We start from the raw sequence: 12,606 nt of genomic DNA, 5'->3' as shown, positions 1-12,606 counted from the left end.
GTTGATGTGCCCTCGCCCCTTGTGGGAGAGGGCAGCGACGCCGGCAGATGCAAGCTCATTGAGGTGAGGGGTATCTCTCCACACCTTCCCCTGCCGATAGAGACCCCTCATCCGGCGCTTCGCGCCACCTTCTCCCACAAGGGGAGAAGGAAGGCACTCGTGGCTGCACTACGGCTGTTTAGGCCGATCGCTTTGCCGGCTTCTTCTTCGCCTTGCTCGCATTCAGCTCCACCGCCGCCCGGATCAGCGCCTTCAACGCCTTCTCGTTAATCTTTTCGCCCTCGCGAATGTCGATGGCGCGGCGCACGTTGCCATCGAGGCTGGAATTGAACAGGCCCGCGGGGTCGTCCAGCGCCGCGCCCTTGGCGAAGGTCAGCTTCACCACTTCCTTGTAGGTCTCGCCGGTGCAGATGATGCCGTCGTGCTCCCACACGGGAACGCCGCGCCATTTCCACTCCTCGACGACGTCGGGATCCGCCTGCTTGATCAGGCCGCGAATCCGCGCGAGCATCTCGCCACGCCAGTCGCCGAGTTCCTTGATCCTGCCGTCGATCAGTTTCGAGGGCGAAGGTTCATTCGCTTCTTTCACGCTCGCCTTTTTCGCTGTCACGGCCTTCTTCATCATCTCGCCTCGTTCGCTTTGCTGCGGCCGACATGGGGCAGCGCGAACAAATATAGCCCGGTCGCGAGCAGCGGGATGAGCGGGACGAGCGCCAAGAAGCCGATCCACACGGCCTGGAGCTGCATGGTCATCGTCACGATGTTGGCGATGACCGCAAGCGTGAACGCCATCGACAGCCAGCGATGAATCTGCCGAATCCACATTTGGGTGCTCATTGAGACCTCCTCCGAGATTGATCGAAATGGACGCCGGCGGAGCTAGTCTGCCCGCGCCAGCACTTCGTCCAGCTTGGCCAAAAACTGCTTCCAGCCGGCATGCGCACCGCCAAAAGCCTGCTTCTGCGTCGGGCTGAAGCCTGCCTGCTCGACGCGCAGATGCGTGCCCGCGCCCGTCGGTGTCAACGTGAAGGTCACCACGCTCTTGAGATCGAAGGCAGCGTCCTCATGCGAGAAATTCCAGGTGTAGGCGAGCGTCTTCTGCGGCTCGATAGTGAGCACCTCGCAGTCCAGCACGCCGCCCCATTCGCCGCGCAGGTTGAAGCGATGGCCGACGGTCGGCTTGAAGTCGTTCTTCATCAGCCATTCCTCGATCAGATGCGGCTGCGTTAGCGCGCGCCAGATCCGTTCAGCCGGAAAGGCAAATTCGCGCTCGATGACGACGGAGCGCGTCTCGGCAGGTTCGTTCATTGGTCCATCCTCTTCAGCAGATCATCGAGCGCGTCGAGCCTTTTCTGCCAGAACCCGGCCATCTGGCCGGTCCAGTCGATCAGCGGATTGAGCGCACCGGGCCGCGCGCTGTAGTGGGTCTGGCGTCCTTCATGGCGGTCGCGCACCAGGCCAGCCTGCTTCAAGGCGCCGAGATGCTTTGAGACCGCCGGCTGGGACACACCGGATCGCGCCGTCAGCGCCCCGACGGTCTGCTCCCCCTCGCGGCACAGCCGCTCGAAGATCGCCCGCCGGGTCGGATCGGCGAGCGTCCTGAACAGGAGATCGTGCGCGGCGGACATGAAAGATCCATAATCAGAAAGTTATGGATAAACCCATAACTCCGGGGTTATGGGTAAGTCAAGCGCTGTGGGGGATATGGCGCTCACTCGCGCAACTCTCTCCACGTCATTGCGAGGAGCCATTTGCGACGAAGCAATCCAGACTGCCTCCGCAGAGGGATTCTGGATTGCTTCGCTACGCTCGCAATGACGGGGGATGTGGCGGCCTCTCGGGCCCTACGGCCGCAAATACAGATACCCCTGCGACTGCAGCTCGGCCAAACGCACCACGCCGCCCTTCTCGGCGCTGACGAAGCCCGGCAGCAGCTCGTTGAGCGTGACGTTCTGCGCCTTCATCGTGTTGCCGCAGGCGGCGAGCTCGACGCCGTCCTTGGAGAACTCGACCACGCGCTTGCTGACGTCGGGGTTCGCCTGCGCGTGGTCTCCCTGACCTTGTCGGCCTCATCGGCATGGGCGAGGCTGGTCAGCGCAGCGAAAGTCAGGGCGGGAGCGCAGCGCGTTCAACCTCCGCACGTCGCTCGTGTGACCCATCCTGCAGGGATAGGGGCCAACGGCCTCCTTAGTCATGGCTGCGATCAAGAAGGTTCAATGGGTGTGACGCCCTGATTCTCCGGAACCCGACGCCGGCGATCGCTGCGACATTGTCTCGGTTCGTCAATGTGATAGCCTTCACAGACGACCGCCTTTGGCAGTCGTAGGCTGGGGCTGCCTTGCAAGTTTGTGGAGTCCCCCGCATGGGCGAAATTCGCAACTTCAGATCCGGAAATCAGGATGAGCCGCCGCCGCACAGCGGAATGCCTCGTCGTCTCGCCGCGATCATCGTCGGCGACATCGCCTCCTACAGCCGGCTGATGCAGGCCGACGAGGAAGGCACGCATACCCGCGTCAAGCGGATCGAGCGCGACATCATCCAGCCGACCATCATCGAGCACCATGGAAGTCTGGTGAAGACGACCGGCGACGGCTTCATCGCCATTTTCGACAGTCCCGTCGAGGCCGTTCGATGCAGCATCGTCATCCAGCAAAATCTCGTCGGTCGCAACGCCTCGATTCCCAAGCATTCCCGGCTCGAATATCGGATTGGCGTCAATCTCGGCGACGTCATCGTGGAGCCGGACGACATCTATGGTGACGGCGTCAACATCGCCACGCGTATCGAGGGCATCGCGGAGCCGGGACAGGTCTACATCTCCGGCGCGATCTACGAGCAGATCAAGCACAAGATCGTGTGCGGCTATGAGTCGCTCGGCGACCGCAAGGTCAAGAACATCACCGATCCCGTGCGCGTCTATCGCGTGCTGCCGGATGCAGATGCCGTCGGCAGGACAAGAAGCCGGCGCGAGAACGCGCTGATCTTTTTCCTGGCCATCACGCTGCTCGTCATTGCCGCCGGCGCACTCTGGTATCTGCTGGCATCGCCGCAGGGCAGGATGGGCGAGCAGGTCGCAGCGCCCGCCGCTTCTCCGGCGCCATCTCCGGTCCCGCAAGCTCCGCCGCGCGAAGTCGCGACGCAGGCGCCGCAACCATCTCCCTCATTGGCTTCGGCGCCTCCATCGTCGACGCCGGCGCCAAGCCCGTCCGCGACGCCGCTGCGCGAGCCCGAAATGGTCGCCCTTCGCGGCGGCAGTTTCGCGATGGGAAGCAACGACGATCCGACCGAGCGTCCCATCCACCAGGTCACGATCAAGCCGTTCTCGATCGGAAAATATCCAGTGACGGTGCGGGAGTGGAACGAATGCGCGGCTGCGAACGCGTGCGGTTTCACCGCGACCGGCAAGGACGATGCGCCGGTCAGCAATGTGAGCTGGACTGATGCGCAGCAATATGCCGCCTTTCTGTCGCAGGCGACGAAAAAGCGGTACCGGCTCCCGAGCGAGGCCGAATGGGAATACGCAGCCCGCGGCGGTACGCAAACAAAGTATTGGTGGGGCGACAAGCTGCAGCCGGGCATGGCCGGATGCAAGGATTGCGGCGACCTCGCGGCCGAGCAGCCGGCGAAGGTAGGCAGCTTCAAGCCCAATCCGTTCGGGCTCCACGACATGGGCGGCGGCGTCGACCAGTGGGTCGAGGATTGCTGGCACAAGAATTATCAGGGGGCGCCGGTCGACGGCTCGGCATGGACCGGCGGCGACTGCTCATCGCACGTCCTGCGCTCGGGCTCCTGGAAGAACGATTCGAGATACGTGCGGCCGTCCAACCGCGATGGCTATGATACCAATGTCCGTTACCCGACGCATGGATTCCGTGTCGCGCTAAGTCCTTAAGGCTGGAGTAGATTTGATGAAAATCATTCGCTGCGCCGCGCTCGCGGCGGCGCTCGCATTGCTGCCAGGTGTTTTGCTGCCAAGTGTTTTGCTGCCAAGCGCTGCTTACTCTCAGGGCAAGACCGCTCCCAAGGACGCAAAGCTCTATTTCATCACGCCGCAGGAGGGGCAGAAGATCCGTGGTGGGTTCTGGGTCCGGTTCGGTCTGCGCAACATGGGCGTGACCCATGCTGGCGATGACTATCAAAGCGCCGGTCATCACCATTTGTTGGTCGACGTCAACGACCCCATCGATATCAAGGAGCCGATCCCGCAGGACAAGTCCCATCTGCATTTCGGGGCAGGGCAAACCGAAACGTTTCTCGAGCTTCCGCCCGGCACGCACACGCTGCAACTGGTGCTGGGCGATGCGAAGCACTATCCCTTCGATCCGCCCGTCGCGTCCGAGAAAATCACGGTACGAGTCAGGCAGCCCGGTCCGGTACGGCGCCGTTGATCACCGCAGGCTGGCGTTGATCTTGTCCAGCACCGCCGAGCCCGGACACAGCGTGTCCGCTTCCAGCGTGTTGAGCGGGGTCTCGACCGTGTTGAGGTGCTCGTGCAGGTCTTCCGCATCGGGGTCGACATAGAGCAGGCCGGTGACGATCTGGCCCTTGGCGGCGTGCCTCGCAAGGAAGGTCTGTGCTCCCAACCGGTCATGCGGATCGTAGTCGGCGTCGATCTTGCGCAGCGCGATCTTGTTGCCGTCGTGCTGCTCCACGACTTGAATCGTGCCTGGAGCATAATCCACTGCGATCGGATCGCGGCCCACCAGCACGTCGAGCCGGTTCACGGCGTCGTTGTGCTCGCGGACATAGTCAAAACTCTTGGTCGAGCCGGCGTGGTTGTTGAAGGCGATGCAGGGGCTGATGACGTCGATGAAGGATGCACCCTTGTGGCCGATCGCGGCTGCGATCAGCGGCACCAGTTGGCTCTTGTCGCCGGAGAACGAGCGCGCCACGAAGGTCGCGCCCAGCTGCAGCGCGATCGCCACGAGGTCGATGGCGTTGTCGGTGTTGGTGACGCCCTTCTTGCTCTTCGAGCCGCGGTCGGCGGTCGCCGAGAACTGGCCCTTGGTCAGGCCGTAGACGCCGTTGTTCTCGACGATGTAGGTCATGTTGACGCCGCGCCGGATCGAATGCGCGAACTGGCCGAAGCCGATCGAGGCGGAATCGCCGTCGCCGGAGACGCCGAGATAGATCAAATCGCGGTTGGCGAGGTTGGCACCGGTCAGCACGCTGGGCATGCGGCCGTGCACGGAGTTGAAGCCGTGCGAATTGCCGAGGAAATAGTCCGGCGTCTTCGACGAGCAGCCGATGCCGGAGATTTTGGCCACCCGATGCGGCTCGATCGAGAGCTCGTAGCAGGCCTCGATGATTGAGGCCGTGATCGAATCGTGGCCACAGCCCGCGCACAGCGTCGAGATCTTGCCCTCGTAGTCGCGATGCGTGTAGCCGAGCGCGTTCTTCTTGAGGCCCGGATGATGAAATTTCGGTTTCGCGATGTAGGTCATCAGAGCACCTGAAGCTTCCGCGGCGTCATGGCCGGGCTTGTCCCGGCCATCCACGTCCTGGCGGCGGAGAGAAAGAGCGTGGAGGCCCGGGTCAAGCCCGGGCATGACGACGGAGAGAGTGACGGACAAATCATGACACGGCCTTGCGGAGCGGGGTCACCTTGAGGTGATCCTGGTGGTCGCCAATGGCTTTTGCGATGAAACGGGCGGTGATCGGCGTGCCGTCGTAGTGCACGATCGGCACGAGCCGGACGGGATCGATGCCGTTCTCGTTGACGATGAGCTGGCGGAGCTGGCTGTCGCGGTTCTGCTCGACGACGTAGACGAAGTCGTGCTCGGCGAGGAAGCTTGCGACGCTCGAATGGAACGGGAAGGCGCGGATACGCAGGCGATCGAGCTGATGCCCGCGCGCCTCCAAGAGGCCGATCGCCTCGTCCATCGCCGGCGAGGTCGAGCCGAAATAGATCACGCCATATTTGGTCGGCCGTTCCGCATTGGCCTGCAGCGGCCGCGGCACCAGATCCTGCGCGGTCTCGAACTTGCGCACCAGGCGCTGCATATTGTCGGCATAGACGGTGCCTTCCTCGGAGTAGCGCGCATAGCGATCACGCGAGGTGCCGCGGGTGAAATAGGAGCCCTTGGTCGGATGCGTGCCGGGATAGGTGCGGTAAGGAATGCCGTCGCCGTCGACGTCAAGATAGCGGCCGAAGTCGCGGCCCTCTTCCAGCATCTCCGCCGTCATGATCTTGCCGCGGTCATATTGCCGGGCATCGTCCCACTTCAGCGGGCGGCAGAGGCGGTGGTTCATGCCGATGTCGAGATCGAGCATCAGGAAGATCGTGGTCTGCAGCCGCTCGGCGAGATCGAAGGCGGCAGCCGCGAACTCGAACGCCTCGGCCGGATCTTCCGGGAACAGCAGCACATGCTTGGTGTCGCCATGCGAGGCATAGGCGCAGGCGATGATGTCGCATTGCTGGGTGCGGGTCGGCATGCCTGTGGAGGGGCCGGCGCGCTGGATGTTCATGATCACCGCCGGAATCTCGGCGAAATAGGAGAGGCCGATGAACTCCGTCATCAGCGAGATGCCAGGGCCCGAGGTCGCGGTGAAGGCGCGGGCGCCGTTCCAGGAGGCGCCAATGACGATGCCGATGGAAGCCAGCTCGTCCTCGCCCTGCACGATCGCGTATTTGGCCTTGCCGGTCTCGGGATCGTGCCGGTACTTCTTGCAATGGGCGGTGAAGGCCTCCGCCACCGACGAGGACGGCGTGATCGGATACCACGCGCACACGGTGGCGCCGCCATACACGGCGCCGAGAGCGGCGGCGCTGTTGCCCTCGATGAAGATGCGGTCGCCGACCTTGTCGGACTTCTTCACCCTGAGCCCGATCGGGCATTTCAGGTTCTGTAGCGCCCAGTCGCGGCCGAGATGCAGCGCGTGGACGTTGGAGGAGAGCAGCTTCTCCTTGCCCTTGTACTGTTCGCCGATCAGCTGCTCGATCAGCTTCGGATCCATGTCGAGCAGCGCGCTGAGCGCGCCGAGATAAATGATGTTCTTGAACAGCTGGCGCTGGCGCGGATCGGTATAGGTCGAATTGGTGATGGCGGTCAGCGGCACGCCGATCACGGTGATGTCGTCGCGGAATTTCGTCGACGGCATCGGCTTGGTGGAATCGTAGAACAGGTAGCCGCCGGGCTCGATGCCGGCGACGTCCTTGTCCCAGGTCTGCGGGTTCATCGCCACCATCATGTCGACGCCGCCGCGGGCGCCGAGATGGCCGGCTTCCGTCACGCGCACCTCGTACCAGGTCGGCAGGCCCTGGATGTTGGATGGAAAGATGTTGCGCGGGGACACCGGCACGCCATGGCGCAGGATCGCGCGCGCAAACATCTCGTTGGCGCTGGCCGAGCCCGAGCCGTTGACGTTGGCGAAGCGGACGACGAAGTCGTTTACGCTGCTGAGCGGCTTTTTGTCGGGCATGTCGAACCTGCGTAGGTCATCTCGATGAAATATTTCTGCATGTCCCAGGCGCCGGTGGGACAGCGCTCGGCGCACAGCCCGCAATGCAGGCAGACATCCTCGTCCTTCACCATCACGCGTCCGGTCTTGAGGTCGCTGGACACATAGAGGTCCTGGTCCGAATGCGGTGAAGGCGCCTTCAGGCGCTGGCGCAAATCGCCTTCCTCGCCGTTGCCCGTGAAGGTGATGCAGTCCATCGGGCAGATGTCGGCGCAGGCATCGCACTCGATGCAGAGCGAGGTCGAGAACACGGTCTGCACGTCGCAGTTCAGGCAGCGATGCGCCTCGCCGAGCGCGAGCTTGACGTCATAGCCGAGCTCGACCTCGGCGCGGATGTCCTTCAGCGCGATCACCTTGTCGCGATGCGGCACCTTGAAGCGCTTGTCGTTGGAGATGTCGTTGTCATAGCTCCATTCGTGGATGCCCATCTTCTGCGAGGAGATTTGCACCTCCGGCAGCGGACGTTCGTCGATCGCCTCGCCCGAGAGCATCCTGTGGATCGACAGCGCGGCGTCATGGCCGTGCGCGACCGCCCAGATGATGTTCTTGGGGCCGAACGCGGCGTCGCCGCCGAAGAACACTTTCGGATTGGTGGACACGAATGTCTTGGGATCGACCTTCGGCATGTGCCATTTGTCGAACTCGATGCCGCAATCCGGTTCGATCCAGGGGAAGGCGTTCTCCTGCCCGACCGCGACCAGCACGTCGTCGCAGGTGATCGTCTCGTCCGGCTCGCCCGACGGCACCAGGTTGCGCCGGCCATTGGCGTCGTATTCGGCCTTCACCTTCTGGAAGGTGACGCCGATCAGCTTGCCGGCGACATGCTTGAAAGCCACCGGGACCATGTAGTTCAGGATCGGGATGTCCTCATGGATCGCGTCTTCCTTCTCCCAGGGTGAGGCCTTCATCTCCTCGAAGCCGGAGCGCACAATGACCTTGACGCTCTCGCCGCCAAGGCGACGCGCGGTGCGGCAGCAATCCATCGCGGTGTTGCCGCCGCCGAGCACGATCACGCGTTTGCCGATCTTGTCGATATGGCCGAATGACACGTTGGCCAGCCACTCGATGCCGATATGGATGTTGGCGGCTGCCTCCTTCCGGCCGGGAATGTCGAGTTCGCGGCCGCGCGGCGCGCCGGAGCCGACGAAGATGGCATCATATTTCTCCGCGAGCAGCGCCTTCATGCTGTCGATGCGGTGGCCGCCCTTGAAGTCGACGCCGAGACCCAGGATGTAGCCGGTCTCCTCGTCGATGACCGAATTGGGCAGGCGGAACTTCGGGATCTGCGTCCGCATCATGCCGCCGGCTTCCGGATCGGCATCGAACACGGTGCAGTGATAGCCGAGCGGCGCAAGATCGCGCGCCACCGTCAGCGAGGCCGGACCGCCGCCGACCAGCGCAACACGCTTGCCGTTCTTCGGCGCGGGCTTCGGTAGGCGCTGCTTGATATCGTCCTTGAAGTCCGCGGCGACGCGCTTGAGACGGCAGATCGCCACCGGATTATCCTCGACGCGTCCGCGGCGGCATGCCGGCTCGCAGGGACGGTCGCAGGTGCGTCCCAGGATGCCGGGAAACACGTTCGATTTCCAATTGATCATGTAGGCGTCGCTGTAGCGGCCTTGTGCGATCAGTCGGATGTATTCGGGAACCGGGGTGTGCGCAGGACAGGCCCACTGGCAATCGACCACTTTGTGAAAGTAGTCGGGGGCCGCGATATCGGTCGGTTTCATTCCTACCCTGTCCGCGCAGGCCCAAAGACCCCGCGGCCTTTTTTGTTGAGCTTGGCGGACGCTTAACGCGTCTCGATCTGGTTTCTGAATGACGTCATTGGGTTAGCTTATTAGAACCGTTCCGAAGTACAACGGCAAATTTGCGCGCTTCCCCTCTTTCATGGGAGCCAAGCGCGCACGGCATTCATGCTCCGCGCGATGTGCGTGCGGTGCAGCATGCTGCGGTGCGGATGCTGGTTCAGCCGCGCGCGATATCGCTCTTGGTGAGGTCCCACATCAGGCAGTAGATGCCGACGGAGATGGGAAGCGGGAAGGGCGCCGCGGCCGGCCCGGTGAAGCGCTCGGCGATGACGGCGGAGACCGCGCCGACATGCGTGCCGTCGATCAGCACGAACCAGTCGCGCCCGCCTTCGTTGCGCACCGCCGGTATCTCCGCCGTTGCGCCCGACAATTCGAGCTCGCTTTCGAGCAGATGCATCGAGACGATGCCGTCGCGCTGGTCCGGCGTCAGCCTTTCTTGCAGTGCATCACGCCAGGTCGCGGCATTGTCGGGCCTCGGCCGCAGCCGCACCAGGCCGAGCGCGGCCCCGCGTCCGGTGCCCTTGCTGATGGTGATGCGCGCGACGACACGGAGCATGTCCTTGAAGCGCGCCATGGTCTGCCGCGACCAGTCGGTCGGGTTCGCGAGCCGCGCCTTGTAGGCGGGACTGTCGAGCACCTCTAACGTCGCGGTCGAATACAGGCATAGATATTTGGGATTGGCGGCATGCGCGACATAGCGCCGCGCTTCGAGGAATCCGTCGATCGCGACACGCTCTTCCAGATGCTCGCGATCGTACCAGCGGTTGAAATCGGCTTCATCTGAAACGTCGATGTTCATCGACGTCAGCAGCATGCCTTTCCCGGCGAGCGGCATTCTTCTTGTCCTCTCATCGCCCGATCTTCGACGCGAGGTCCGCAATCGACTTCATGACGGCGTCCCTCACGCCGCCATCATAGAGCGAATGTCCGGCCTCTTCCACGATGCGAAGCTCGGAACCGGACCAGACTTTCGCAAGGGCCTGGGATGTCGCAGGAGGACACAACAGATCATAGCGCCCCTGCACGATAATGCCGGGAATGCCTTCGAGCCGGCCCGCGTTTTGCAGCAGCTGGTTCTCGCTCATGAAGCTGTCATTGACGAAATAATGCGCCTCCATGAACGGCGTCGCCGGCAGCGTCCGCCACACGTTGAGCGAGGCGAGGTCCAGCCGTGTCTTTGCGGGCTTGTGCTCCGAGAGCGTGCGCTCGGTGTCGTGCCAGGCCCGCGCGGCAGGACCGTGCACTGCCGGGTCGGCATCGAGGACTCGGCGCCAATAGGCCTCCACCGGCCGTTCGCGTTCTTCCCGCGGCAGCACGCTGAGGAAATCCTCGTAGAGCGCGGGATGGAATTGCGACAGGCGCGAGGTGAAGGCCGCCTCCACCTCGGCCCGCGTGCCGAGAAACGTCGCGCGCAGCGCGATGCCCGAGACGCGCTCGGGGTGCGCCTCTGCATAAGCCAGCGCCAGCGTCGCGCCCCAGGAGCCGCCGACCACGATCCAGCGCTCGAAGCCGAACTTCTCGCGGATCTTCTCCATGTCCGCGATCAGATGCGCCGTGGTGTTGTGCTCGCGCGATCCCTTGGGACGGCTGCGGCCGCAGCCACGCTGGTCGAACAGCACGGCGCAGAAGCGGTCCGGATCGAACAGCCGGCGATGGTCCGGCTGGCAACCGCTGCCGGGTCCGCCATGCAGATACACCGCAGGGATTCCGTCCGCGCGCCCGATGCTCTCGACATAGAGCTCATGGCCGTCGCCGACGTCGAGCATGTCCGAGGTCAGCGGCGCAAAGGGATCGGCGCGCCTGACCGAGCTGGCTGCGTCGGCGTCAGGCGTCATTCTCGGATTCCAGGGTGCCGCCGGCGAAGTTACGGTAGAGGAAGCGGTTGGTCTCGCCCTCGGCCTCGCGCTCGGCCTGCTTGAAGATGGTCTCGTGCAGCGGCGACAGCGCGCAGGCCGGGTCGGTGTTGGCCGCATCGCCCGTCAGCGCAAAGGCCTGGCAGCGGCAGCCGCCGAAATCGATCTCGCGGAACTCGCACGATTTGCAGGGCTCCTTCATCCAGCCGGTGCCGCGATAGCGGTTGAAGGCGTCCGAGTTTTGCCAGATCCAGGCGATCGAGTGATTGGAGCGCACGGATTCGAACTCGAGCCCGGTGATGCTCTCGGCGGCGTGGCAGGGCAGCACCTTGCCGGCCGGCGAGATGTTGAAGAACTGCCGGCCCCAGCCGCCCATGCACTTCTTCGGCCGCAGCGCGTAATAGTCAGGCACGACATAGTCGATCGTCAGCCGGCCCTTGAGCCGCTCGCGCGCCTCCTCGACGAGGCGCGTGCACTCGTCGAGCTGCGCCACCGTCGGCATCAAGGCGGCGCGATTCTTCAGCGCCCAGCCGTAATACTGGACATTGGCGACCTCGAGCCGGTCGGCATCGAGATCGAGCGCCATCTGGATGACGTCGGGGAGCTGGTGCAGGTTCTGCCGGTGCATCACCGCGTTGACGGTGAGCGGCAGGTCGATCTCGCGCGTCCATTTCGCCACTTCGAGCTTCTTGCGATGAGCGTTCCTGTAGCCGGCGACGCGATCGGCAAGGCCTTCCTCAACGCCCTGGAAGGAGATCTGCACGTGACAGAGCCCGGCATCCGCGAGATCGCTCAGCCGCTCGCGCGTCAGCAGCACGGCTGAGGTGATCAGGTTGGTGTAGAGGCCGGCGTCGCTGGCATGCTTCACCAGTTCGACCAGGTCCTTGCGTGCCGTCGGCTCGCCGCCGGAGAAATGCACCTGCAGCACGCCGATCTCGGCGAGCTCGCTCAAGACCTTTTTCCACTCGTCGGTCGTCAGCTCCTTGCCGGAGCGGTCGAGCTCGACCGGGTTGGAGCAGTAGGGGCACTGCAGCGGGCAGCGATGGGTGATCTCGAGCAGCACGGCGAGCGGGATACCAAAAGCCTCCGCCGTCGAGCGCTGCTTCTCCAGCACCGCGAGGCTGTCGCTGGTGTCGGGCGGGATGTTGCCGAGCAAATCGCTCATGACGTCTTCTCCCGGGCCTCGGTGAGAAAGCCCTTGTCGGCGAGATCCTGCAGCATGACGATGACGTCGGCCAGGATCGCCTCGCGCGGCGCGGCGTATTTCGCGGCCAGTTGATCGGCGACGTCGCCGACATTGCGCTCACCGTTGCAGAGCTGCAAGACCTCGACCGCGATCTCATCCGGCGCCAGCACCCGCTCCGGCGCCAGGATCACCCAGACTTGTCGCGTCTCGTCATATTTCAGCTTGGCATGCCGCGGCAGCACGGGGCGGCTTGTCTCGCTGACGCTGATATGACGCGGCCCGGCCATTACTGTTC

General features: G+C 63.8%; 13 protein-coding genes and 1 pseudogene. 2 read left to right on the top strand and 12 right to left on the bottom strand.

The features are described from left to right. Window positions 1–178: 178 nt before the first annotated feature. The 5 genes and pseudogenes from YU9_RS0110075 to YU9_RS41235 form a co-directional block, all read right to left on the bottom strand. On the bottom strand, window positions 179–622 hold the full coding sequence (locus YU9_RS0110075) for a DUF1801 domain-containing protein (protein ID WP_027572705.1): 444 nt from the start codon (window positions 620–622) through the stop codon (window positions 179–181). Continuing rightward, window positions 622–837: a hypothetical protein gene (locus YU9_RS0110070; RefSeq protein WP_027572704.1), complete on the bottom strand. Its 216-nt coding sequence runs from the start codon at window positions 835–837 to the stop codon at window positions 622–624. The genes YU9_RS0110075 and YU9_RS0110070 overlap by 1 nt, the downstream gene beginning before the upstream one ends. A 42-nt stretch (window positions 838–879) precedes the next feature. Next, a complete protein-coding gene (locus tag YU9_RS0110065; RefSeq protein ID WP_027572703.1) occupies window positions 880–1,308 on the bottom strand; it encodes an SRPBCC domain-containing protein in 429 nt (142 codons plus the stop codon). Beyond that, window positions 1,305–1,628: a helix-turn-helix transcriptional regulator gene (locus tag YU9_RS0110060; protein WP_027572702.1), complete on the bottom strand. Its 324-nt coding sequence runs from the start codon at window positions 1,626–1,628 to the stop codon at window positions 1,305–1,307. Before YU9_RS0110060 ends, YU9_RS0110065 begins: the two co-directional genes overlap by 4 nt. A gap of 216 nt (window positions 1,629–1,844) precedes the next feature. Continuing rightward, a pseudogene (locus tag YU9_RS41235) lies at window positions 1,845–2,045 on the bottom strand (DsrE family protein); the annotation flags it as partial. A gap of 317 nt (window positions 2,046–2,362) precedes the next feature. Here YU9_RS41235 and YU9_RS0110050 point away from each other — a divergent pair. Next, window positions 2,363–3,892, top strand: coding sequence for an SUMF1/EgtB/PvdO family nonheme iron enzyme (locus YU9_RS0110050; protein WP_027572701.1), 1,530 nt, complete (start codon window positions 2,363–2,365; stop codon window positions 3,890–3,892). Between the two features lie 16 nt (window positions 3,893–3,908). Further along, complete coding sequence (locus YU9_RS0110045) at window positions 3,909–4,388, top strand: DUF4399 domain-containing protein (RefSeq protein ID WP_027572700.1); 480 nt, start codon at window positions 3,909–3,911, stop codon at window positions 4,386–4,388. Here the strand turns inward: YU9_RS0110045 and YU9_RS0110040 are convergent, their stop codons facing one another. From YU9_RS0110040 to pqqD, 7 genes are all read right to left on the bottom strand, one after another. Next, the gene (locus tag YU9_RS0110040) at window positions 4,389–5,444 is read right to left on the bottom strand and encodes a 2-oxoacid:ferredoxin oxidoreductase subunit beta (protein WP_027572699.1); all 1,056 of its coding nucleotides are present in this window, start codon (window positions 5,442–5,444) and stop codon (window positions 4,389–4,391) included. 130 nt (window positions 5,445–5,574) lie between these two features. Next, on the bottom strand, window positions 5,575–7,422 hold the full coding sequence (locus tag YU9_RS0110035; protein WP_027572698.1) for a 2-oxoacid:acceptor oxidoreductase subunit alpha: 1,848 nt from the start codon (window positions 7,420–7,422) through the stop codon (window positions 5,575–5,577). After that, window positions 7,392–9,191, bottom strand: coding sequence for an FAD-dependent oxidoreductase (locus YU9_RS0110030; protein ID WP_027572697.1), 1,800 nt, complete (start codon window positions 9,189–9,191; stop codon window positions 7,392–7,394). Before YU9_RS0110030 ends, YU9_RS0110035 begins: the two co-directional genes overlap by 31 nt. A 238-nt stretch (window positions 9,192–9,429) precedes the next feature. Further along, window positions 9,430–10,107 (bottom strand): DUF4286 family protein, encoded by a 678-nt coding sequence (locus tag YU9_RS0110025; RefSeq protein WP_027572696.1) that lies wholly within the window; start codon window positions 10,105–10,107, stop codon window positions 9,430–9,432. 13 nt (window positions 10,108–10,120) lie between these two features. Next, the gene (pip, locus tag YU9_RS0110020) at window positions 10,121–11,107 is read right to left on the bottom strand and encodes a prolyl aminopeptidase (protein ID WP_027572695.1); all 987 of its coding nucleotides are present in this window, start codon (window positions 11,105–11,107) and stop codon (window positions 10,121–10,123) included. After that, window positions 11,097–12,290, bottom strand: a complete 1,194-nt coding sequence (gene pqqE / locus YU9_RS0110015) for a pyrroloquinoline quinone biosynthesis protein PqqE (protein ID WP_027572694.1) — start codon at window positions 12,288–12,290, stop codon at window positions 11,097–11,099. Before pqqE ends, pip begins: the two co-directional genes overlap by 11 nt. Next, window positions 12,287–12,598: a pyrroloquinoline quinone biosynthesis peptide chaperone PqqD gene (gene pqqD, locus YU9_RS0110010; protein WP_027572693.1), complete on the bottom strand. Its 312-nt coding sequence runs from the start codon at window positions 12,596–12,598 to the stop codon at window positions 12,287–12,289. The genes pqqE and pqqD overlap by 4 nt, the downstream gene beginning before the upstream one ends. Window positions 12,599–12,606: the final 8 nt, after the last annotated feature.

The organism is Bradyrhizobium sp. WSM1743 (genome assembly GCF_000473065.1).
Lineage (GTDB): Bacteria > Pseudomonadota > Alphaproteobacteria > Rhizobiales > Xanthobacteraceae > Bradyrhizobium.
Note: the sequence above shows the minus strand (reverse complement) of the source record. Positions and strands in the feature narration are given on the sequence as shown.

Bases quoted from the DNA above. Each gene is read 5' to 3' on its own strand.
- YU9_RS0110035 (WP_027572698.1), bottom strand. From the start codon at position 7,422: ATGCCCGACAAAAAGCCGCTCAGCAGCGTAAACGACTTCGTCGTCCGC.
- pip (WP_027572695.1), bottom strand. From the start codon at position 11,107: ATGACGCCTGACGCCGACGCAGCCAGCTCGGTCAGGCGCGCCGATCCC.
- YU9_RS0110040 (WP_027572699.1), bottom strand. From the start codon at position 5,444: ATGACCTACATCGCGAAACCGAAATTTCATCATCCGGGCCTCAAGAAG.
- YU9_RS0110065 (WP_027572703.1), bottom strand. From the start codon at position 1,308: ATGAACGAACCTGCCGAGACGCGCTCCGTCGTCATCGAGCGCGAATTT.
- pqqD (WP_027572693.1), bottom strand. From the start codon at position 12,598: ATGGCCGGGCCGCGTCATATCAGCGTCAGCGAGACAAGCCGCCCCGTG.
- YU9_RS0110070 (WP_027572704.1), bottom strand. From the start codon at position 837: ATGAGCACCCAAATGTGGATTCGGCAGATTCATCGCTGGCTGTCGATG.
- YU9_RS0110050 (WP_027572701.1), top strand. From the start codon at position 2,363: ATGGGCGAAATTCGCAACTTCAGATCCGGAAATCAGGATGAGCCGCCG.
- YU9_RS0110060 (WP_027572702.1), bottom strand. From the start codon at position 1,628: ATGTCCGCCGCGCACGATCTCCTGTTCAGGACGCTCGCCGATCCGACC.
- YU9_RS0110030 (WP_027572697.1), bottom strand. From the start codon at position 9,191: ATGAAACCGACCGATATCGCGGCCCCCGACTACTTTCACAAAGTGGTC.
- pqqE (WP_027572694.1), bottom strand. From the start codon at position 12,290: ATGAGCGATTTGCTCGGCAACATCCCGCCCGACACCAGCGACAGCCTC.
- YU9_RS0110045 (WP_027572700.1), top strand. From the start codon at position 3,909: ATGAAAATCATTCGCTGCGCCGCGCTCGCGGCGGCGCTCGCATTGCTG.
- YU9_RS0110025 (WP_027572696.1), bottom strand. From the start codon at position 10,107: ATGCCGCTCGCCGGGAAAGGCATGCTGCTGACGTCGATGAACATCGAC.
- YU9_RS0110075 (WP_027572705.1), bottom strand. From the start codon at position 622: ATGAAGAAGGCCGTGACAGCGAAAAAGGCGAGCGTGAAAGAAGCGAAT.